This window comes from Anabaena sp. FACHB-595 (assembly GCF_048568275.1).
GTDB lineage: Bacteria > Cyanobacteriota > Cyanobacteriia > Cyanobacteriales > Nostocaceae > Trichormus.
Window position 1 is genome coordinate 779,431 of sequence record NZ_CP183473.1, and the last position, 21,032, is coordinate 800,462.

The following is a 21,032-nucleotide window of genomic DNA, read 5'->3' on the forward strand; positions in this document are numbered from 1 at the left end:
AGTAAAAAGGGGATAAAACAATAGAGTGAAATCCCCTCTGAGTTTCTCTCCGCAGGGGAAAATTATAAACGAAATTGCATAAAAGCTAAATTAGTAACTGATAAGTGAATAAGAGGATATTTTAAAAGTAATTGATGATGTATTAAATACTTTTATCTCCCCCTAAGTATGTCGGCATCTTCGGATACAGCCAACTACTTTTAAAACATCCTCTAAGATTAATATACGTCAGCACCTGAAGTTGTAACCGAGTAAAATTCCCAGATTTAATGGTAAAAATCAGCTTTTTTACTATAAATGGGTTATTTCATGTCAGCAATACCTATCTAATGAGCATATCACTAGTATTTTGAGTATTTTGCGAAATACACTTCAAACGTCAATTATCTTGAGATAATCAACAGAGTCATGTTCACAATAGATGATCCATCTTTAGCTAATGTTCTAGGAATGATGGCATTAGTTACCTATTGCATTACATTATTGCCCACAATTTTGAGAATTGTCTTCCCACAAACAAAAGAGACTGGTATTCCTAAATGGTTGTTAAAACGCCGCCGCATGATTGGGCTTATCTCTTTCTTTTTGGCTTTGGCTCACGGATTTATGATGATACAAAAGAGAAATTTTGATTTTTTTGACTTCAAGACATTTGTGATTTACATCCAGGGAATTAGCATTTTCACGATTTTTACAATTCTCGCTGTTACTTCTAATGATTGGAGTGTCAAAAAGCTTAAATCTAACTGGAAACAATTACATAAACTCACTTATTTAGCCATGTTTATTCTAACCTGGCATATCTGGGATAAGATGTCTGGGCATTGGACATATTTAACTCCTATTAGTATTGTGATCATTGCCGGAATCACTGTTCTATTTATGCTGAGAATGTGGATGGAACACCAAGTGAAAAGAAAGAAATTTGATGCAAAGATAAATCCAGAAAGGTTGCCAGATAATGTCACTAGATAACGTCAATATTAGTCAAGTATATTGTGAAATGAGAGAGCCTATCGATGCCATTAAAACTAATTTCCAAGAAAAGTACAGCAGCGTTGGCAATTAGCACCACAGTAGCCTTGTTTGGAATCAGTTTGTCTAGATTAAAGTTGCCATTTGAGACGTTTACACATAACGTTACATCTGTCCCCATAATTCAACCCGATCGCACCATCAAAGACCATTCAGCGTGGATTTATGCGATCGCCATTACTCCCGATGGTAAGACTCTAGTCAATGGCAACTACGATGGCACGATTAAAACTTGGAATCTGCATACTGGCAAATTACTCCACACTTTTAAAAGTCATACTGATGCCGTGTCATCCCTAGCTATGAGTGTTGATGGTCGTATCCTGGTTAGTGGTAGTTGGGATAACCGGATTAAGCTCTGGAATCTGGAAACAAATACTTTAATCAGTACCCTTGATGGACATAAGGACGATGTACAGACAGTTGCTATCAGCCCCAACGGCAAGTTAGTCGCCAGTGGTAGTGCCGACAACACGATTAAGCTTTGGAATCTGGATACCCACAAACAACTCTTGACACTCCAGAATGCAGACTGGGCGAGGTCTATTGCTTTTAGCCCCGATAATCAGACCTTAGTTAGCGGTAGTACCAACGGCTCAATCAAAATTTGGCAGTTAACTACCCCCCGTCCAATACCTCTCTATACCATCATCGGGCATTCTCAAGCCGTCAGGTCTGTTGTCATTAGTCCAGATGGACAAACCCTAGCTAGTGGTAGTGTCGATCAAACCATTAAACTTTGGAGTTGGCGCGATCGCAATCTCTTACGCACACTCACAGGACATTCTGGAGCAGTGTGGTCTGTAGCCTTCAGTCCCAACGGTCAAACCTTAGCCAGTGGTAGTAACGACAGAACAATCAAACGGTGGGATATAGCTACAGGTCAACTCATAGATAACTTTGTCGGGCATACCAACCCCGTTTGGTCAGTTACCTTCAGTCCAGATGGGCAGACCCTAGCTAGTGGTAGTGGAGATCAAACCATCAAACTTTGGTCTATTAAGAGTGACACAAGTTCTCAAACTCATACTCAAAGTAATACTCTTTCCCAGACCAAATCCAAATATCTGAAGCAAATACGATGATGAAATATAGCCAAAAATATTTAATCGCAAATCACACATTTAATAGTGGTCGATGGACGTTGAAACTAAATGGAAGAAGCCCGCCACTATCAATCCAAAATTGTTGAGAGTGTCCTATTTAATGTTAATTTAAAAAACGCTCTCATTTCTTCTTCCCTTTCACCTGTTACCTGTCACTTATTACCTATGTTTTTGCAGGAGCAAAAAAAATCATAAAAGTTATGAAAAGGATCAATCTCAAGTTGTAGATCAATGTATATCTACAAAAGTGAAATTTAACCACCTAAGTAGATAAAGTTCCCTCTTTCAATTCAGTTGAACTTAATTTTCCCCACAATCAAGCAACAAAAAAAAGTACAAAGGATTTTTATGCCAGATCAAGTTATCAATTGGAACAATGTATACTTGCAAACAATCCGGTCAAATGGTGGCGCTCCTACATGGATCTCCCGTACAGGTGCAATATTACATTCTGCAATCTATGACGCGGTTAATTCCATTGAGAAAAAATACAACCCTTATTTAGAAATCATCCCGGCCAATCCTGGTGCTTCCCCAGAAGCTGCGGCAATTTACGCTGCATATACTGTCTTAACTAGTGACATCGTTTATCCTAATGCGAATTTTCCCAAATCCAAAGCTAAAAATAATAGCTTTTTTGAGACAGAACGCGACAAAGCCATTGAAGAACTAGTAAGCAGTGGTGTATCGGTACAAAGCATCGGAGATGGTAAGGAACTGGGGATCGCAGCAGCTCAAGCAATCCTGCAAAATCGCCAAGCAGACGGGTATAACGACAACACCCCTTATACTCCTGGTAATCAGCCTGGTGATTGGCGACCAACAGGTTCTAGCGCGCCAGTTACCCCCAATTGGGGCAAAGTGAAAACTTTCTCAAAAGCACCAATAAAGCAATTCCGTCCGACTCGACCAGCTGGGTTCAAGACAAAAAAGGCTCTGCTTGCCAGCCTCGAATACGCTGCTCAAGTCAATGAAGTCAAACGCCTTGGTGCTGATAACTCCACTGAACGCACCCAAGAACAAACTGATATTGCTCTTTTCTGGGCAAACGATCTGGATGGGACTTATAAGCCACCAGGACACTTGTTCAGCATCACCCAGATTGTCTCTAAATTGAAGGGACTGAGCTTTTATGAGAATGCTCGACTGTTTGCCCTAGTAGGTTTAGGTTTAGGGGATGCCGGAATCTTAGCTTGGGATGCCAAATATAACACCGATTTAGACTTGTGGAGACCAGAAAGTGCCATTCAATTGGCACATACAGATGGAAACCCTGGAACAGTCGCCGACCCAACTTGGAGACCTCTATCACCCAATCCTGATGGCACTCGTTTTTCACCTCCGTTCCCAGCCTATATCTCTGGTCACGCAACTTTCGGAGCGATCCATGCTGGCATCCTACGCAACTTCTTCGGCACAGACAATGTGACTTTCACAGCCACATCTGAAGATCCATCTGCTAGAGGAGCTAATGGCATCAGGGTCACACGCACATTCAATAGCTTCTCCGCAGCAGCTTTAGAAAATGGCCGCAGCCGTGTTTATCTCGGTGTGCATTATCAATGGGATGCAGATGCAGCTTATGTCTCTGGCACAAAATTGGCAGATTTTGTATCGGAAAACTTATTGACACCATCGGTGAGATGTTAAGACAATCTTACTTTTGTTAATTAGAAATTATGCTGGCAATTTGGGAAAAGCAGAGGTATGAACTTAACTATTCAAAAATCCAAAGCAGAGATAGCGTTCTGCTTCTCAGTTACACCCAGATAACGCTCCAACGCTGCCAACATCCGATGCCCTGATATCTTTTGTATGTGGCGCAAAGGTATCCCGGCATCTTTCATCCTGATTAACGCAGCCCCCTTGAACCTGTGCGTACTTACCCCCTCAATCCCCAACCGCGCACAGGTATCTCTCTCGGTTTTTATCAGCACTCTCCTTATAGATATGCGCCCCACAGACTACTATTTAAGTTGACAATCTCATCGCGGCGCAAGTCAGTATTCAGTATCCGTATCCCGGTTGTACCCCTTGCGGTTATTTTGTGCGATAAGTATAACGGCATGGCTAACGAACGCTTACTACTCCTACCCAAAACTATCAAATTATTTGATTTTGGTGAGGGATGCGATCGCACTTGTTGGTATTTTGAAGGCGATACCTCCGGTGGGCTACGCCTACGCTTTTAGTAAATATTATGGTTATGATAGAGACAGCAATCGCTTGTTGTGGTGGTTTTTTGTAATCGCTACTGTCCTTCAATTTCTTCTACAATCAACCCACCTGATTCTAATAATTGCACAGCTTCAGCCTTGGACATTTTAGCAGTGGCGATGAGGTCTGACCCTCTACCCAAACCTTGAAATACTCTAATAATTTTACCTTTCTCATCTTTTATAGTGACAAGGAAACTTTTCGTTGTAGTCATTACCTTGCCTGCTTCTATAATTTTGACTCCTTTACTTCTTGTCTGAACTACAAAGACCTGCCCTTCTTCTATAACGTCTGTGTGAACAATATCATCAGCAGCTTTTGAGTTATTCAGTGCATAACTTGCTTGATGACAATCTGAAGACTGGGCGGTAGGAGTTTTTACAAATAAAATACCAATCAGAACAATTACACTTGCAAGTGGCAGTACGTAGAGCTTTGAAAGTTTCATGTTCTTTGTTTACTTGGAGAGTTGTTATTGTATTGTAGTTTAGGGCAAGCACATCGTAGCAACAGCACTCAGCAATTCTCAACCATGAAATATTAATGAGCTAATGACTAACTAAATCATAACTAGCCATTAGCCACTCATTAATTAACAGCACACTCTCCGCGTACCTCCGCGCTGACCTCCGCGCCCCTCTGCGTTTAAACTTAAGCAGTCCGAAAACGCGCCAACTCCTCGCCTGTCTTCGCATCATGGGCGTGGACAGTACACACCAGACAAGAGTCAAACGATCGCGCAACGTGTCCCACTTCCACAGGATCTCTAGAATCTTCAATAGGAGTCCCGATTAAAGCTTCCTCAATAGGGCCGCGTACCCCTTCACTATCACGGGGGCCGACGTTCCAAGTAGTCGCAGCAATCACCTGATAATTCTTAATCTTGCCACCTTCTATATCTATCCAGTGACACAAAGAACCCCGTGAGGCTTCCGTTGCACCCCAACCACGTCCGTCTTTTTCTTTGGGTTTGATATACCAAGGATCATTTAAGACAAACTCACGCAGACATCTTTCTGCTTGGCGATATAACTTGACAATTTCGTGAACTCGTGCAAGTTGACGCAAATGAATACTAGCACCACCCATTTTTTGGAAAGCATCCAAGATAAAACCGTCGTAATGTTGCCAAGATTCGCCATGCTGACCACCTGCAACTAGCTGGCGGGCTAGGGGGCCGACTTCCAAGCGTCCGAAGTCTTGGTGTAGTACGGCTGTTGACCAAGAGTAGGCATTTTTGAAGTCTTTAGTATTTTTCTGGGTGGGTTTGGTGGTACGGTCAAAGGGGTGAACATCTGCGTTACCTTCATCATACCAGGCGTGGGTGGTATTCTCACGGGCGAAGGTGTGATCCATCAAAGTGTGTGTATTCTCGAAGCTGTCATACACACCACTTTTCATAATCATGGCGGCGTTGCGTCCTTCGATGGTGGGCTTTTGGTATTTATCTTCATGGGGTAGGTATCCCCAGGAGACGTATTTACCCACACCAGCCCCGTATCTATCCAAACCGATATCTAAACCCATACGCCAATAGAAACCCAAGTCTGACTCACGATGCTTGATGTCTGCTTCTAACCAGTCCATGAAGTCATCGTAAGTTTGAATTTCTTCGTAGCGTTCCAAAGAACAACCCAACCACACAGGTTCTAACCAGTTGGTGCGGAAGTATTCGAGAATTGCCCAAGCGCGGGTAATGTCGGTTAAGGTGGGGGCGCACATCACACCACCAGGCACCATATAACTGCTGTGGCAACTGGTGATATATTGAAAATGTTACTGAGTAACGTTTTAGTAAGGCAATTTTGCTCGGTAAGAACATTTTATTTTCACCATTTCAGTTTATAAATAAGGGAATATTTAGGGAATGAGCGGACAAAATCAGGGGAATTGCGAGGAGACATATTCCACATCTACACATGAATATGCAAATGCAGACTCAACCGACTGGTTCGCAGATATGTTTGCAGATTTTGAGCCGCAGAACACCACAGACGGCAGCTATAGGGGAACAATGGCGAAAATAAAAGCAACGGAATTACAGTATCAAGCAGTTTTTGAACAGAAGTTAGTCGAAGCCAATACTAATTTAAAAAGGGAGAGAATAAGAGTTAGCATTAAACAGACTGGTAATTCTCTCCAATTACGAGCTACCCTACCCTTAAAACCAGGGGATGGTAGTTTAGGTAAGACAAAAAAACAGTATGATTTGTCTCTAGGGATACCAGCAAATTTAGAAGGACTGAAAACTGCAATTGAAGAAAGTTACGAGTTGGGTAAATTAATCGCTCGTCATACTTTCGAGTGGAATGAGAAGTATTTAGGAATTAAATCTAGAGAGAAGCAAGAAATAAAAACTATTGGGGAATTATTAGATAAATTTGAGGAAAAATATTATCAAACCCGTCAGAAAACTATAACCAGTCAAAATACTTTTCCTAACTATATATCTGTAATTAAAAGAAACTTTCCTCTCACCCATTTAGCCACAAAAGAAAATTTTGAGGAAATTATTAATTCAGTTCAGGGGAATAAAAAAAATGAACTAATTGCCGTAACTTCTGTTTTTATTAAAACCTTTAATTTAGGATTTCAACTCGATGTTAAACGTGATAATGTCACCCCTGCTCATCGAGAAATACCTGAAGATGACAAAATAATATATTCTTTTGACCTCTTTGAAAAATTCGCCCTCAATCGCAAAAATACAAATATTAGTGATGAAATCGACACCTGGGAAATGTGGCGTTGGGTATATGGAATGTTGGCGACATTTGGGTTAAGACCAAGGGAACTATTTGTACAACCAGATATTAATTGGTGGATGTCTCCCCAAAATCTAGACCATACTTGGAAAGTCAATAAAAATACAAAAACTGGATATCGAGAAGTTATTCCTTTTGTTCCTGAATGGATAGAATTATTTGATTTAAAAAATCCCAAACCATTAAAGATTTTAGAAAAAAAGGTGACAAAAATTGCATCTGTACAAAATATTAATTGGATGCGGAGAGATATATCCAGATGGTTTAGAAAAGTGGGAATTGAGTTTCAACCCTACGATTTGCGTCATGCTTGTGCAATTCGAGCGCATCTTCAAGGAATACCTATTAAAGCAGCAGCAGATAATTTAGGTCATACTGTTGATGAACATACAAAAACCTATCAAAGATGGTTTGGTATTGAAAATAGGAAAAAAGCCTTTGGTGAGGTAATTAGTCAAAAGTCATTAATTGAGTTGCAGAAGAATGAAATATTGGCGTTACGGATGGAGAATGAAAGGTTAAGGTTGGAGGTGGAAAAGTTGAAATTTTCGACAACTAAAAATCCAGAGGACTGTGAACAGCTTTACCATCAAGGTTAAGAATGTGCGTATAAATCATGGTGATTTTGACATCCTTGTGTCCGAGTAATTCCTGAAAAGTGCGAATGTCATAAGAATTTTGCAGTAAATGGGTAGCTCGCATCTTGCACCTGTTCCATCAATTTTTTTGGGCGTGTTCCATAATAAAAACATCCTGAAAATTCTGTCTAATCTCCTAATATGGAATATATTTCATCAGCTTTGCGTTTGGAATTTCGTGAATTCTGTGTCGAGCTAGTTCTGCGTCAGATTGATGATATGTTCCAAATGGCTGGTATTCAACCAGGCCAACCTGAGCGTGTTGTTAGTGGTGCGAGACGTTCACGTGTTGAGGAATACTATGCATCTATAGACTGGACTAACTTAACGGATACTCAAAAATTCTTAAAAGTTATAGGATTGGTGTTATCGCAATCCTATATTTCTGATGAGAGAAAAGAGTTTATACGAAATATATGTATAAAAGAAGGCTTGATTGTTGAGGGGGAACAAATCCAACTGCCGCAAATAACATCTCCTAATGAACCTGATGATTTATTTATGCATCAATTTCCTGGGGGACTTCCTTTTGGATTGGTGAAACCTGAGTTTGCTGTAACTGCCAAAGAAGGCAAGCAATCACTGAAATTTGAATTGAAGTCTGGCATAGGTATTATTTGGCGGGGTGTATATCCAAATTTTGATTTTCCAACTTTTCAAACTGCTTGTGGAATTAACTCGGAAACAAACCTAGCACTAAAAAAAGCTCTTCTTGCCATGAATCAAACTGAATCTGAAAAAATATTTTTTCAGTCATATGCCAAACATTTCGGCATGGCGGATAATCATATACCAATGTTAATTCCACAAGCCTGGATACAATGGCATTCGTCATCAAAAAAGGTTTTGCAAGCTTCAGGAAGTTCACTAGCAAAAGAACTGTATCGTGTAGATTTTGTCGCATTTTGGAATAATCATAGATATGCGATATTGATTGACGACATTAGCCATTACGCGATAAAGCATGGTAATCAGTGGATAGCTGATGAGGAAACCTACTCAAAACGCCTAGAGGAAGATCGAAAATTACAAGTAGAGGGATGGAATATTTTTAGAGTGAGTAATTGGGAGGTCAGGCAGAATAAAGTGAGTGAAATAGTTATTGACTTACAAAAGTTCATTGGATTTTAAGTGCGATGCCTGCGGCGGGCGTAGCCATTGCCTATCTTGTCGGGTGCTTACTCCGCCGATAAATTCATGGGAACACACCAAGATTGTAGACTTTAAGCAAGCGATCGCAGTCTAGAGGTGTTAGATTTGCCGTTAAACATATTTGAGTGCGATCGCTCAATTTCCATTATCTTGTGCTTCCGTAACTACTATTAACTGCGATCCCTATCAAGTAGAGAATCTTAGCTTAGATTATCAAGGGATTGAAATAGGATCACGTTAATATAGTTTAATGTAATATGAAGAGAATGTTTTAATAAATTAACTCGTATTTTACCTTTGATAATTCATATTTTACGAGAACCTGCAACACCTAGCCAAATCAACGAGATGCTTCAAGCTAATCGTTTCTATATTAAAACAGCCGTAGATATACGTCATCAAATTTTGGCAGGTGGAGGTGAAATGCACTCGGACTGCGAAACAATTTTACTGGAGAATGGAAGTCAACAGCAGGATATTTGGGGCGCGAGTTGGAATCCTATTTCTCAAGAAATTTTCTATGAATCAATGGTAAATCTCCGACCACGTCAAAATAGAGCGATGGAAATTTTAGATCCAGCGATTCGGGAAGAGGTCAAACAAATCATCCACAAGTTATTAGGAGGCGTATGAATAACTGGACTTTAGAACAAACTGCATTTCGGTGCGATCGCCTTTCTGTACGTCTTGAACGATTAGCACAGAACTTTCTGCAAATGGCATCTCTCAGTTTGGATGGGGTTAATGGGGAAGCTGTACTTGGGATTGTTAGAGAAAGTAAAGTATTTTTAGAACTGACAGCGATTGATTTAGATGTGGACAGTGCCTTTGAACTGGCTCAAATGCAACGTCAATTGTCTCGATGGCATATTCATTGGTGGTCAACTTGGGCAAGTGATTCTAGTCGTCTGGAAATTTCAACTTTGTCTCAAACCTGGGCAAATCGAATTAAACAGATGGCAAGAGTTCTGGTTTAAATTCCCATCTCTTAACTTTGATATGCTTAGTGCGATGCCTGCGGCGGGCGTAGCCATCGCCTATCTTGTGGGGTGCTTACTCCGCCGATAAATTCCTCTTAACGTACCAAGATTGTGGACTTTAATCAAGCGATCGCAGTCTAGAAGTGTTAGATTTACTGTTAAACATATTTGAGTGCGATCGCTCAATATTCATTTTCTTGTGCTTCCTTAACTACTATGTAACTGCGATCGCTCAATATCCAAACAAAGTGCGATCGCCGATCTTGTAGGATGCATTAATGAAATGTAATGCACCTTTTGGATGCTTATTATTTCTGCGATACGCTTTTTCGCTAAATTATAATCAGGGAAACAGCAAGATGAGATTATGAACTTAGATACAATTCAACAAGATATTGAGTCTCTTCCTCCCGATGCACAACAAATCATAGTGGATCTCGTAGAAGTTCTGAAAAAACGCTACCTTCTGAATCAACACGAATCTTCAGCAAATTCCTTACAAGACTGGTCAGACTTTATCGGTTGCATAGAAGCTGAAACAGACCTCTCAAAAAACTATAAAAACTACTTAGACCATGAACTTAACCAAAAATATGATCATAGTTGATACAGGCTTTTGGTTAGCTCTTGCCAATAAAAAAGATACAGTTCATATATCCGCCAAAAAACGATTTCAAGATTTAGCTAATCAGCAATTTATTACGACTTGGTGTGTCGTCACGGAAACGTGCTATCTATTACAAAAAAGAGTAGGAGTAGATGCTCCAAAAATCTTTATTCATAAAATTTCTACAGGAAAGCTACAAATCTTTGATCTGAAACAACATCATTGCCAGCGTATTGAAGAACTGATGGAAAAATATAAAGACTTACCGATGGATTTAGCCGATGCCTCTCTCGTTATTTTGGCAGAAGAATTAGGTCATGGTCAAATTTTATCGGTTGATTATCGAGACTTCAACACCTATCGCTGGAAAAATACAGAACCTTTTGATAACCTCTTTCAGGAATTTTTATGACGTAGTGCGACTATAAATTCCTGGGAATGTAGCAGGATTATAGAATTTAATCAAGCGATCGCAGTCTAGAAGTGTTAGATTTACTGTTAAACATATTTGAGTGCGATCGCTCAAACAAAGAAATCAATCATACAAAATACTTACGCCCGAATCACAGTAATCCTACGCTGATTTTCTGTCACCACAACCTGAGTTGACAAACGTTCTTCCATTGGCAAAGCATTTTTCCGCCTATCAAACACAAATAACCAACCAAAATCCAACCCCAAACGCCCTAAATAGGATTCTAACTGCTCAATCCCCTCAGCTTGGGGGTCACGCTTTTTCTCCCGCCATACCTTTAACTCAATACCTAACGTGACATCTTTGTAACGCAGACATAAATCCATTCTGTCGCTACCAATTGCATATTCCCGTTCTAGGGTTCCACCACCATTAACAACACGATGCAAGAAAGCCATTAATACGATATGCGGTGCAATTTCATGATAGCCAGTGCTACCTAATAACGGTTCTCCATGCTGTCGCCAAAACTTGAGAAATGCTGCAAGTAACGCATCTATATTTAACTCTCCTTCTGGGGTTAACCAAGTTGGTGCAATCACTGGTAAAGAAGCCATTGGTGTCACCGTTAACACCCTGGGCAAAACTTCTCGATAAATGGGATTAGCAATGGTTAATCCACCTTGGGGGTGCATTTTACATAAACCTAAATCAATCACAAATTGAATGTCATCATTGGGTATATCCCCCAATTCCAAACCCGCTAACATCGGCTCGATAATTGCTTTGATTCTTGGTTCTCGTAAGCGTTCAGCTAAACTATCAAGATGAGTATCTTGACGAGCAATTAATATTTCTTTAGCTTGTAAAATATGTTCTTTAGTAATAGCAATACTTCTATCTTTCACCATTTTTTCCACAACTTCTTTAGCCAGAGCATTCACTAACCAAGGTTGTCCTTGGGTTAAATCAAAGGCTGTTGCAGTTGCTTCTGGTGTGAAAATTTGTCCTGTTGCTGCTGTATGTTGTTGATATAGTTCTACAACTTCTTCGGCATTAAAATTTCTCAGAGTAATGGAAGTGACTTTAATATTAAAAGGACTGGATGTGTTTAACCTGTCACTACCACCGGATGCTACTTTATAATCTCGCACATCCCGTAAACCAATTAATCCTACTGATGAGGGGAAATTTTCTGGACGACTGCGATAGCCTTCACGTAACTGTCGTAAAACTGAAATTAATGTTTGGTCTTGTAAGGAATCAATTTCATCTATAAGTAATACTAACGGACGCTTGATAGCTCTTGACCAAGCTCTTAAATTTTCGCCAATTCTCTGTCCAGGCGCATTATAAACCCAATTTGGGGGTTGTAGTTCTGGGGGTAAGTTATCTTCAATTGTATTCTGCCAAGTTCCCAAAATTGCTAATTCTGCTGCACTGGGGTCATGATTAAATGCACTTCCTACCTCTACCGATACCATTACTGCTGCATAAAGTCCTGTATCGGTAAGTTGCTGTGCTAGAGCTAACATTGCTGTGGTTTTCCCTGTTTGTCGCGGTGCATGAAGGACAAAATAACTTTCTTGTTCAATCAGCAATGATAAGTCGGGGAGACGACTTGTGGCTGAGATGGTGTAGTGCTTTTCAGGGTTACAAGGGCCTGCAATGTTGAACCAGCGAGACATGGGATTTTGGCAGTTGGCGGACACTTTGAGTTTAGACGATTTTGGAGTTGGGTATTTTTTTCTGTTTAAACTCTGTGGGAGTCAACCAGTATAAATAAAAACTTCCTATTAAGTCCTCTCTGTTTGGTAGGAATAGTACTTAACCCGGATCACATTCTGCACCTATTTGAGTATTTTTTTATACTTTATTTTATCAAGAGTTTTGTGAAAAATTCTGTTTAATATCCGAAGAAGGATATGAAAAAGAGATTTTTTGTATAATTTTATATAATAATGAGGTGATAAACTAAATATATTTCAGGTTTTGATGATGTTTTCAATAGATAAGATACTGATTTGATTAATTGCCATGACAAATCAAGGGCTTGAGTCGATTAGTGTGAATGAACAGACAATTTACTGGGCAGTGCGTTCTGGAGTTGCCGTAGGAGTACAGAAATATACAAAAACTCATGTGACTGGTGGCTATGGAGATTCAGCTCCATCCTCTCAAATTGAGACGATTATAGAGTTTTCTCTTCAACAAGAGAGTGGAAATGAAATTGAGATGAAATTTAGAAGAGAAGACATTCGAGTTCGAGACGGTCAGAGGGTATCAGCAGTTTTTGGCTATACCGAAAGTAAAACTAGCTACTGGCTAATCTTTATCAACCATGATAGTAACAAATGGTATTGGGTAGATACACCTTATTCATTTTTTAGGAAGCTTGAAATATTTGTATTGTTATCAGATTGGTGGATTGCATTTTTTCTAGCAGTCATTGCTATCTCTCTAGTTGTCTCTTCAGAGTGGGCGATTTTTGGAATAATTGTTGGAACTTTTGGAATTATATTTCTTATAATTCAGAGATGTCGATGTCAATTAGCTTGGAATATGGTAAAGCCTCAAATTATTGAGATATTATCTCAATTAAGAGAATAAAGTAATTTTCCATTCATGAAAAGCAGTTGCTGCGTTAACCGGTCGAACAATCTGCTTGCACACTGACTGTATTGAAATGCTTGATTAAGAACGAAAGTTTACTAGCGGCGGATGAAGAGGCGCGTTAAACATCTTTGAAAAAAGCGATGGGCAAAGCCCGGTCTCCGACCATCGCGCAATATCCAAACAAAGAAATCAATCGTAAAAAATACTCACGCCCGAATCACAGTAATCCGACGCTGATTTTCCGTCAGCACAACCTGAGTTGACAAACGTTCTTCCATTGGGAGGGCATTTTTACGCCTGTCAAACACAAATAACCAACCAAAATCCAACCCCAAACGAGCTAAGTAGGATTCTAACTGCTCAATTCCCTCAGCTTGGGGGTCACGCTTTTTCTCCCGCCATACCTTTAACTCGATACCTAACATGACATCTTTGTAACGCAGACATAAATCCATTCTGTCACTACCAATTGCATATTCCCGTTCTAGGGTTCCACCACCATTAACAACACGATGTAAGAAAGCCATTAATACGATGTGAGGGGCGATTTCATGATAGCCAGTGCTACCTAATAACGGTTCTCCATGCTGTCGCCAAAACTTGAGAAATGCTGCCAGTAGCCCATCTATATTTAACTCTCCTTCTGGGGTTAACCAAGTGGGTGCAATCACTGGTAAAGAAGCCATTGGTGTCACCGTTAACACCCTGGGCAAAACTTCTCGATAAATGGGATTAGCAATGGTTAATCCACCTTGGGGGTGCATTTTACATAAACCTAAATCAATCACAAATTGAATGTCATCATTGGGTATATCCCCCAATTCCAAACCCGCTAACATCGGCTCGATAATTGCTTTGATTCTTGGTTCTCGTAAGCGTTCAGCTAAACTATCAAGATGAGTATCTTGACGAGCAATTAATATTTCTTTAGCTTGTAAAATATGTTCTTTAGTAATAGCAATACTTCTATCTTTCACCATTTTTTCCACAACTTCTTTAGCCAGAGCATTCACTAACCAAGGTTGTCCTTGGGTTAAATCAAAGGCTGTTGCTGTGGCTTCTGGTGTGAAAATTTGTCCTGTTTCTTGTGTATGTTGTTGATATAGTTCTGCCACTTCCTCGGCATTGAAATTTCTCAGGGTAATGGAAGTGACTTTAATATTAAAAGGACTGGATGTGTTTAATCTGTCACTCCCACCGGATGCTACTTTATAATCTCGCACATCTCTTAAACCGATTAATCCCACCGATGAGGGAAAATTTTCTGGACGATTAGGAAAACCATCTCGTAATTGTCGTAAAACTGAAATTAATGTTTGGTCTTGTAAGGAATCAATTTCATCTATAAATAATACTATTGGAAGATTTATAGCTCTTGACCAAGCTCTTAAAAAAGCCTTAATTCTATTTCCTGCTTCTTGCTGTTGCGATTGTTTAGCTGATGGTTGTAATTCTGGAGGTAATCTATCCTCAATCGTATCATACCAAGTTCCCAAAATTGCCAATTCTGCCGCACCTGGATCATGATTGAATGCACTTCCCACCTCGACCGATACCATTACTGCTGCATAACGTCCTGTATCAGTAAGTTGCTGTGCTAAAGCTAACATTGTGGTGGTTTTCCCTGTTTGTCATGGTGCATGAAGGACAAAATAACTACGCTGTTGGATTAGCTCCTCCAAATCTGGTAATCGTGTTGTTGGAGATAGCATATAGTGGATATCGTCTTCACATGGACCTGCAATATTGAACCAGCGAGGCATGGGATTTTGGCAGTTGGCGGACACTTTGAGTTTAGACGATTTTGGGGTTGGAGTGAGGCAATGTAGGGAAAAGTTAGGTAACGCCTGAGAAAAGCAAATAACTTTTAGTAGATAAAAATAAATGGATTGATGATATTTCTGGAGTGGCTTTATTGCCTAATTTAAGGAAAAATCAGGGAATCATTGCACCTATCCTGGTAAATCCTGACTACATAAGCAATTTCCTAATTTATTTCCATATAACTGCTGTGCGGCCATTGTCCGCCAAACAGGGCGTAAATTTCTACGGGTTTGCTGGAAATGGTCACGCCGAGTTCATAAGATTTACCTGTGTAGGCAGAAAAGCGGCGGACGGCTTCATCGTAGAAGCGGCTACTACGGTATTTTTTATTTGTTAGGTCAATGGCGAACAATCCATAAAAGTAGCGGGGGATGCTTTGGATGGTTTCGACAATTTGACCGAGGTTTCTGGCTAAGATGGCGTTGCGGGGAACGGTTGTATTCCATGCTGTATCTAATGCCCATGATGCAGAGGTTAAGTGAGAAGCACCGCAGATACCGCAGATACGAGGCGTAACAATTAATCCAGCTTGGGGGTCTTTACCACGAAGAATGATTTCAAAGCCGCGAAATAGTTCGGCGTGTGTCCAGGCGTTAACTACCCTTCCGTCTTCTATTTCCACACGGACATCTAAATCACCCTCGACTCTACCGACGGGTGATATATCTAATGTTTTGATTGTCATATTTGTTAGTTGTTGGTTGTCGGTTGTCGGTTGTCAGTAGCAACTGACCATTGACTACTGACCACTGACTAAACTGTGAAAAAGTCTTCTTCTGCCCATTTGGGGGCTGTGTCTTTAGCCACCATTGTGAGGACAGCGTAGTTTTTATTGCTTACTCCTGGCGGTAGTTCTTTGGGTACTCCCATGATGGTTTGGGTTTTAAATACGGTTCCGGGTTTGAGGTCGAAGAAGGGGAACTCTGGTTCTGTGCAACCTAAACAGGGCATTCCGGCGCGGGTTTTGGAGGAGACGCGATTCCAGAGGATGCGGTTGCAGGAGGAATGAGTCATGGGGCCGCGACAACCCAAGTCGTAGAATAAACAGCCTTTGCGTTGTCCAAATTCGGCGGTGGTGGCTTTGTAGGCGAAGTGGACGTTACGAGTACAGCCTGTTTGGGTGAAGGTGTTAAAGAAGGTTTGGGGGCGATTGAGTTCATCGAGGGCGATGTCGCCGATGCGTCCGGTAGCGATCGCCACTAATATCTGCGTAATCCAATCGGGATGGGCTGGACAACCGGGAATATTGATGACTGGTAGCCCTGATTTGGTGCGGAAATCTTGACCCAAGAAACCGCCACCTTTGCGTTTGAGGAATTGCAAGCCTTGGGATTCGCTGGGGTTTGGTTCCATTGCGGGGATTCCTCCCCAGGTGGCGCAGTCTCCCACGGCGACGACAAAACTAGCGGCTTGGGCGAGGTCGGTTAGCCAATCTTTCATGGGGCGATCGGCAAAACGGTTCCATTCGCCTGTACCGTTGGGGGCGTTAACTACAGTGCCTTCAAAGACCAAAATGTCTAGAGGGATTTTGCCTAAGATGCAATCCCAAAGTAAGGTTTGTAAGTTGTCGCCTAGTTCCAGTCCTAAGGAAGGATGCCAAAGTACCTTGATCCCAAAATCAGCAATTAAATCGCATACTGTCGGTTCTTCGGCGTTGAGAAAAGACATGGTGTTGCCTGAACAAGCACCACCTTGCAGCCAGAGTACGTTAGTCATTGGCTATTAGTTTGTATATTGTTAGTTGTCAGTTGTCAGTTGTCAGTTGTTAGTTGTTAGTTGTTAGTTGTTAGTTGCCAGTTGTCAGTTATCAGTTGTTAGTTGTTTTGCCACTGACTACTGACAAAACTCTATCCTCTTGTGAGTGGAGTTTTATCAGGTGTGATGCAGGTGTTGACGCTTGTAGAGGTTCACCTGTTTATAAAGGTTTACTTTTCAGAATACAGTATTTTTTATCTGATTGAATATCATTAAATGAATTTAATTTTTGAGAATCGTTAAATCAAAATTATATTTGTTTTAATAGTAGTTTTTTAGACAGATTTTAATTGATAAATCTGCGGTTTTTATAACTCGATTTTTAGGCAAAAATACTGGGTTATTAGATGAGCTAATTTGATTGACAATCACACTCTAGAATTTATATATGTGGTGTTTTATATTTAAAAGTTAATGAGGCTTTTTCTATACTGCCAGTCAAGAGAGGAACGTAATAGCGAATGAATGAATTTTTTAGTAACTCTCATCTTCGTGAATTTCTGATCAATATGGTAACAAGTGATGTCACTTTCATCACGGGATTGTCTTGGTTAGTTGTAGCCACGCTTATATCAATGATTGGCGGCGCTATTGGTGGGATGGTATTGGCTGGGAAAGATATTGGCTATGGTTTTTCAGCCACAATTGGAGCATTGTTTGCGCCGGCGGGGGTAATTCCTGCTATTGTTTTGGGTCTGGGTTTACTAAGTTTCTTGAGTAATTATTAGGAGGTAATATGTTGGAATTAGGTTGGTTGTCGGCGAGGTTATTTTTGAAGGGTAAGCTACTACGTGACCCGATATATTTTATGAGGCAAACTCTGATAGGTAGTACTATCGGTTTGTTAGTGCTAGTGTTACTTGCTCAGGCGGAAATTCCTTTTTGTTTGCCAGTAACTATCTCTAGTTTAACTACAGGTATAATCATGCCATTTCTTCTCAAAGATTTCAAAATGAAGTGATTTGTTGTTTACTTGTCAAAGTAGGTTTGATTGTCAGCTTAGTATTGATTAATCACCAAACTGAAAAATAGAAACTGTTGCCTAGAGATTAGGGGCTGAAAAATATTGATTTTTCATCCCTTTTTGTCTGCAAACAAGCTGTATATTTACCTGAAAAATGGTGATATTTCCTGAAAGAAAATCCTAGTTTTACTACCTCACAATTGACTTTAAATGACACCCAGCATTACAGATTCAACAGTAAAAGCTGCATTGGCCGCCATTGCATCGGAGTCAGCGACAACTGAAGAGAAAATTCAGATGTTGATTGAATTGGCACAAGGTTTGCAGAAAAAACCTAAAACGCCTGGGGATTTATGGAATGCTGTTGAGTTATATCAGCAAGCAATTAAAATGTGCGGTGGGGATTATTCTTTATGGAAAGCCCGTTCTCAGGCGGGAATGGCTGGGGCGTTGAAGTCAATTCCTGATGTGGGGGCGGAATTGCTGCTACAAGCTAAAGCTGGTTATGAGGAAGCGTTACCAGTTCTGCGACAGTTGGCTGCGGCGGTGGAAGTTGCAGAAGCCCAGATGAATTTCGGGTTGGTGTTGCAGTCTTTAGTGCCTTTTAATTTGGCGAGGATAACCGATAGTATTGCTGCTTATCAGGAGGCGATGGGGGTATTTACAAGTCAGGATTATCCTCAAGAATACGCGATTTTGGCGAATAATGTTGCGATCGCCTACCTTTCTATGTCGGGGGGTGGAGAACAGCAAAATCTCTATGCAGGTTTGGCTGTACAGACCTTTGAGTCAGCACTCAAGCAAATTAACTTGATTGACCACCCCAGGGAATATGCCATGTTGCAAAATAACTTGGGTAATGCTTTGCAATATTTACCCAGTTCTCATCCTGTGGAAAATAATTTACGGGCGATCGCAGCCTATAATGAAGCATTAAAGGTACGTACTTGTCAAGGTACGCCTGTGGAGTATGCAAACACGATTGCCAACAAGGCTAATGCTTTATTTAATTTACCTGATGACCCGGAAAAGCCAGAGTTAGGTAATTCCCAAAATCTTTTACAAGCCCGTGCTTATTATCAAGAGGCTTGGGAAATATTTAGTCAATGTCAGCAAATGGAACAGGCGGAGGCGGTAGCCCAGGCGTTGCATGAAGTAGCAGCAGAAATTAGGATAAGCATGAGTAATGGCGACAAATAAACCATTTGTAGAGACGCGATTCATCGCGTCTTCTTCACCCAAAGATATGTTGCTAACAAATGACAAATTTAGAAGATTTGGTGACGGAAATTAGCCGCTATGAGGCGATTATCTCACAGTGGGATGAAACTCAGCGCGGGGTGGTGGTTGGGTTGAAAAGGGCGATTGAGGATTTACATCAGGAAGCTTTGAAGCGGTTGATTAAGAGTGTGAAACAGGAATGTTTGCCAGCTTTACAAAATGCGGTGCAGGATGAGGTGGTTTACGGAGTTCTACTTTATCATGGGTTGGTGAAACAGCCCCAACCGCCGCTTTTACAACGTGTGCAAGCTGCTTTGGAAGAGGTGCGTCCAGGGTTGAAAGACCATCATGGGGATGTGGAGTTAGTGGCGATTAAACCACCGGATACGGTAGAGGTGAGGTTTATCGGGACTTGTAGTAGTTGTCCGGCTTCTACTTTGACGTTATCCCAAGGGGTGGAACAGGCGATTAAGGCGCTGTGTCCAGAAATTGTGACGGTGATTGCGGTGAAGTAAAAAAATTAACAAATTACTATAAGACTTTGCAACCAGAATTAACAAAAACTCCTGCAAATTTCCCCCTTTCACCTCTAGGCGCGGTAGTAATTTTAGGTGATATTCCCAATCCAGAATTATTAGCGATTCCCTTAGCGCCTACTCCCAGCACAATGTTCGGCCCCCGTGGTGCTTGTTTGGTGGCGGAAACAGGGGCGTTATGGGTGTCAGATACGGGACATCATCGGTTGTTGGGTTGGCGTAAGTTACCTACAACAGATAGTCAACCGGCTGACTGGGTAATTGGACAACCAGATTTTTATCATGAGGGACAGAATGCTAAGGGTACGCCGGGTAGGACTACGGTGAGTGTACCGACGGGGATTTGTGTCTGTGGTGGAGGTTTGGCAATTGCTGATGCTTGGAATCACCGGGTTTTAATTTGGCACAAGATACCGGAAGATAGCAATGTGCCGGCGGATTTGGTGTTGGGACAAAGGAATTTTTCGGAGAATGAACCAAATCGGGGTAAGCAATCACCAGATGCAAATACTATGCACTGGCCTTATGGGGTTGCATATCATCAGGGAAAATTATTTGTGGCTGACACTGGTAATCGTCGGTTGTTGATTTGGCAGCAGTTACCAACAGAAAATGGACAACCGGCTGATATAGTTTTGGGACAGCCAGATATGATATCTCGGAATGAGAATGGTGGCGGTTCCCCCACGGCTGGGAGTATGCGCTGGTGTCATGATATTGCTTTTTGGGATGATAATTTAGTTGTCACCGATGCGGGTAATAATCGGGTGATGATTTGGCAGGGGATACCTACGGAAAATAATGCGCCTTGTGCGGTGGTGTTGGGGCAGAAAAGTTTTGATTTAGTGGAGATGAACCAAGGGGTTTATTTTCCCAGTGCTGGTAGTTTGAGTATGCCTTATGGGGTGGGGGCGACTGAGGATTGGTTAATGGTGGCGGATACTGCTAATTCTCGGTTGTTAGGATGGAGGAAACGAGAGTCAATATTATTATTGCAGGGTGCGATCGCTGATGGCATCATCGGCCAAAATTCTTTTCAAAGCAAAAGTGAAAATCGGCATTTTGGTTTACCTACAAGGGATAGTTTGAATTGGTGTTATGGGGTGAAGGTTTGCGGTAGTACGGCGGTAATATCTGATTCTGGGAATAATCGGGTTTTGTTGTGGCGCTTTTTGTAACGCAGCGAAAAGTTCTGAAGGAG

At 41.1% G+C, this 21,032-nt stretch carries 21 protein-coding genes and 3 pseudogenes; 16 read left to right on the top strand and 8 right to left on the bottom strand.

Annotated features, from left to right (window positions below; genetic code table 11):
- Nucleotides 1–408 precede the first annotated feature (408 nt).
- From ACN222_RS03320 to ACN222_RS03330, 3 genes are all read left to right on the top strand, one after another.
- Nucleotides 409–975 (top strand): ferric reductase-like transmembrane domain-containing protein, encoded by a 567-nt coding sequence (locus ACN222_RS03320; protein ID WP_044520698.1) that lies wholly within the window; start codon nucleotides 409–411, stop codon nucleotides 973–975.
- A 44-nt stretch (nucleotides 976–1,019) separates the two neighbouring features.
- On the top strand, nucleotides 1,020–2,120 hold the full coding sequence (locus ACN222_RS03325; RefSeq protein ID WP_044520699.1) for a WD40 repeat domain-containing protein: 1,101 nt from the start codon (nucleotides 1,020–1,022) through the stop codon (nucleotides 2,118–2,120).
- Between the two features lie 369 nt (nucleotides 2,121–2,489).
- Nucleotides 2,490–3,791 carry a vanadium-dependent haloperoxidase gene (locus ACN222_RS03330; RefSeq protein ID WP_010994848.1) on the top strand — a complete coding sequence of 434 codons (1,302 nt, stop codon included), beginning with the start codon at nucleotides 2,490–2,492 and terminating at the stop codon, nucleotides 3,789–3,791.
- A gap of 71 nt (nucleotides 3,792–3,862) precedes the next feature.
- On the opposite strand, the gene ACN222_RS03335 is transcribed toward ACN222_RS03330, so the two are convergent.
- Nucleotides 3,863–3,988 (bottom strand): integrase, encoded by a 126-nt coding sequence (locus ACN222_RS03335; protein ID WP_010994849.1) that lies wholly within the window; start codon nucleotides 3,986–3,988, stop codon nucleotides 3,863–3,865.
- 27 nt (nucleotides 3,989–4,015) lie between these two features.
- On the opposite strand from ACN222_RS03335, the gene ACN222_RS03340 reads away from it, so the two are divergent.
- Nucleotides 4,016–4,333, top strand: a complete 318-nt coding sequence (locus tag ACN222_RS03340; RefSeq protein ID WP_168370991.1) for a hypothetical protein — start codon at nucleotides 4,016–4,018, stop codon at nucleotides 4,331–4,333.
- 59 nt (nucleotides 4,334–4,392) lie between these two features.
- Here the strand turns inward: ACN222_RS03340 and ACN222_RS03345 are convergent, their stop codons facing one another.
- On the bottom strand, nucleotides 4,393–4,806 hold the full coding sequence (locus ACN222_RS03345; RefSeq protein WP_010994851.1) for a hypothetical protein: 414 nt from the start codon (nucleotides 4,804–4,806) through the stop codon (nucleotides 4,393–4,395).
- Between the two features lie 203 nt (nucleotides 4,807–5,009).
- Nucleotides 5,010–6,110, bottom strand: a pseudogene (locus ACN222_RS03350) (nickel-dependent hydrogenase large subunit); the annotation flags it as partial.
- A gap of 115 nt (nucleotides 6,111–6,225) precedes the next feature.
- Here ACN222_RS03350 and ACN222_RS03355 point away from each other — a divergent pair.
- Nucleotides 6,226–7,722 (top strand): site-specific integrase, encoded by a 1,497-nt coding sequence (locus ACN222_RS03355; protein ID WP_010994853.1) that lies wholly within the window; start codon nucleotides 6,226–6,228, stop codon nucleotides 7,720–7,722.
- Here the strand turns inward: ACN222_RS03355 and ACN222_RS03360 are convergent.
- Nucleotides 7,679–7,825, bottom strand: coding sequence for a tyrosine-type recombinase/integrase (locus tag ACN222_RS03360; RefSeq protein WP_010994854.1), 147 nt, complete (start codon nucleotides 7,823–7,825; stop codon nucleotides 7,679–7,681). The two genes, ACN222_RS03355 and ACN222_RS03360, sit on opposite strands and share 44 nt — an antisense overlap.
- Before the next feature lie 77 nt (nucleotides 7,826–7,902).
- On the opposite strand from ACN222_RS03360, the gene ACN222_RS03365 reads away from it, so the two are divergent.
- From ACN222_RS03365 to ACN222_RS03385, 5 genes are all read left to right on the top strand, one after another.
- Nucleotides 7,903–8,892 (top strand): hypothetical protein, encoded by a 990-nt coding sequence (locus tag ACN222_RS03365; RefSeq protein ID WP_010994855.1) that lies wholly within the window; start codon nucleotides 7,903–7,905, stop codon nucleotides 8,890–8,892.
- A 321-nt stretch (nucleotides 8,893–9,213) separates the two neighbouring features.
- Nucleotides 9,214–9,546 carry a DUF5674 family protein gene (locus ACN222_RS03370; protein ID WP_269083595.1) on the top strand — a complete coding sequence of 111 codons (333 nt, stop codon included), beginning with the start codon at nucleotides 9,214–9,216 and terminating at the stop codon, nucleotides 9,544–9,546.
- Complete coding sequence (locus ACN222_RS03375) at nucleotides 9,543–9,890, top strand: hypothetical protein (protein WP_010994857.1); 348 nt, start codon at nucleotides 9,543–9,545, stop codon at nucleotides 9,888–9,890. The genes ACN222_RS03370 and ACN222_RS03375 overlap by 4 nt, the downstream gene beginning before the upstream one ends.
- Nucleotides 9,891–10,260: 370 nt before the next feature.
- Nucleotides 10,261–10,500 (top strand): hypothetical protein, encoded by a 240-nt coding sequence (locus ACN222_RS03380; RefSeq protein WP_010994858.1) that lies wholly within the window; start codon nucleotides 10,261–10,263, stop codon nucleotides 10,498–10,500.
- Nucleotides 10,487–10,912 (top strand): type II toxin-antitoxin system VapC family toxin, encoded by a 426-nt coding sequence (locus ACN222_RS03385; RefSeq protein ID WP_010994859.1) that lies wholly within the window; start codon nucleotides 10,487–10,489, stop codon nucleotides 10,910–10,912. Before ACN222_RS03380 ends, ACN222_RS03385 begins: the two co-directional genes overlap by 14 nt.
- Nucleotides 10,913–11,052: 140 nt before the next feature.
- Here the strand turns inward: ACN222_RS03385 and ACN222_RS03390 are convergent, their stop codons facing one another.
- The gene (locus ACN222_RS03390; RefSeq protein ID WP_010994860.1) at nucleotides 11,053–12,603 is read right to left on the bottom strand and encodes an ATP-binding protein; all 1,551 of its coding nucleotides are present in this window, start codon (nucleotides 12,601–12,603) and stop codon (nucleotides 11,053–11,055) included.
- Between the two features lie 349 nt (nucleotides 12,604–12,952).
- Here ACN222_RS03390 and ACN222_RS03395 point away from each other — a divergent pair, with 349 nt between their 5' ends.
- Nucleotides 12,953–13,525, top strand: coding sequence for a hypothetical protein (locus ACN222_RS03395; RefSeq protein ID WP_010994861.1), 573 nt, complete (start codon nucleotides 12,953–12,955; stop codon nucleotides 13,523–13,525).
- 212 nt (nucleotides 13,526–13,737) lie between these two features.
- On the opposite strand, the pseudogene ACN222_RS03400 reads toward ACN222_RS03395, so the two are convergent.
- From ACN222_RS03400 to ACN222_RS03410, 3 genes and pseudogenes are all read right to left on the bottom strand, one after another.
- Nucleotides 13,738–15,294 (bottom strand): annotated as a pseudogene (locus ACN222_RS03400) (AAA family ATPase).
- A 236-nt stretch (nucleotides 15,295–15,530) separates the two neighbouring features.
- Nucleotides 15,531–16,040, bottom strand: a pseudogene (locus tag ACN222_RS03405) (nickel-dependent hydrogenase large subunit); the annotation flags it as partial.
- Nucleotides 16,041–16,108: 68 nt separating this feature from the next.
- Nucleotides 16,109–17,071, bottom strand: a complete 963-nt coding sequence (locus tag ACN222_RS03410) for a hydrogenase small subunit (protein ID WP_010994863.1) — start codon at nucleotides 17,069–17,071, stop codon at nucleotides 16,109–16,111.
- Between the two features lie 500 nt (nucleotides 17,072–17,571).
- Here ACN222_RS03410 and ACN222_RS03415 point away from each other — a divergent pair, with 500 nt between their 5' ends.
- From ACN222_RS03415 to ACN222_RS03435, 5 genes are all read left to right on the top strand, one after another.
- Nucleotides 17,572–17,838 (top strand): hypothetical protein, encoded by a 267-nt coding sequence (locus tag ACN222_RS03415; protein ID WP_419756887.1) that lies wholly within the window; start codon nucleotides 17,572–17,574, stop codon nucleotides 17,836–17,838.
- 8 nt (nucleotides 17,839–17,846) lie between these two features.
- Nucleotides 17,847–18,071, top strand: a complete 225-nt coding sequence (locus ACN222_RS03420) for a hypothetical protein (protein ID WP_010994865.1) — start codon at nucleotides 17,847–17,849, stop codon at nucleotides 18,069–18,071.
- Between the two features lie 213 nt (nucleotides 18,072–18,284).
- Nucleotides 18,285–19,274: a hypothetical protein gene (locus ACN222_RS03425; RefSeq protein WP_010994866.1), complete on the top strand. Its 990-nt coding sequence runs from the start codon at nucleotides 18,285–18,287 to the stop codon at nucleotides 19,272–19,274.
- 59 nt (nucleotides 19,275–19,333) lie between these two features.
- Nucleotides 19,334–19,810 (top strand): NifU family protein, encoded by a 477-nt coding sequence (locus ACN222_RS03430; protein ID WP_010994867.1) that lies wholly within the window; start codon nucleotides 19,334–19,336, stop codon nucleotides 19,808–19,810.
- 26 nt (nucleotides 19,811–19,836) lie between these two features.
- Entirely contained in the window at nucleotides 19,837–21,009 is a 1,173-nt protein-coding gene (locus ACN222_RS03435) for a hypothetical protein (RefSeq protein ID WP_010994868.1), read from the top strand.
- Nucleotides 21,010–21,032: the final 23 nt, after the last annotated feature.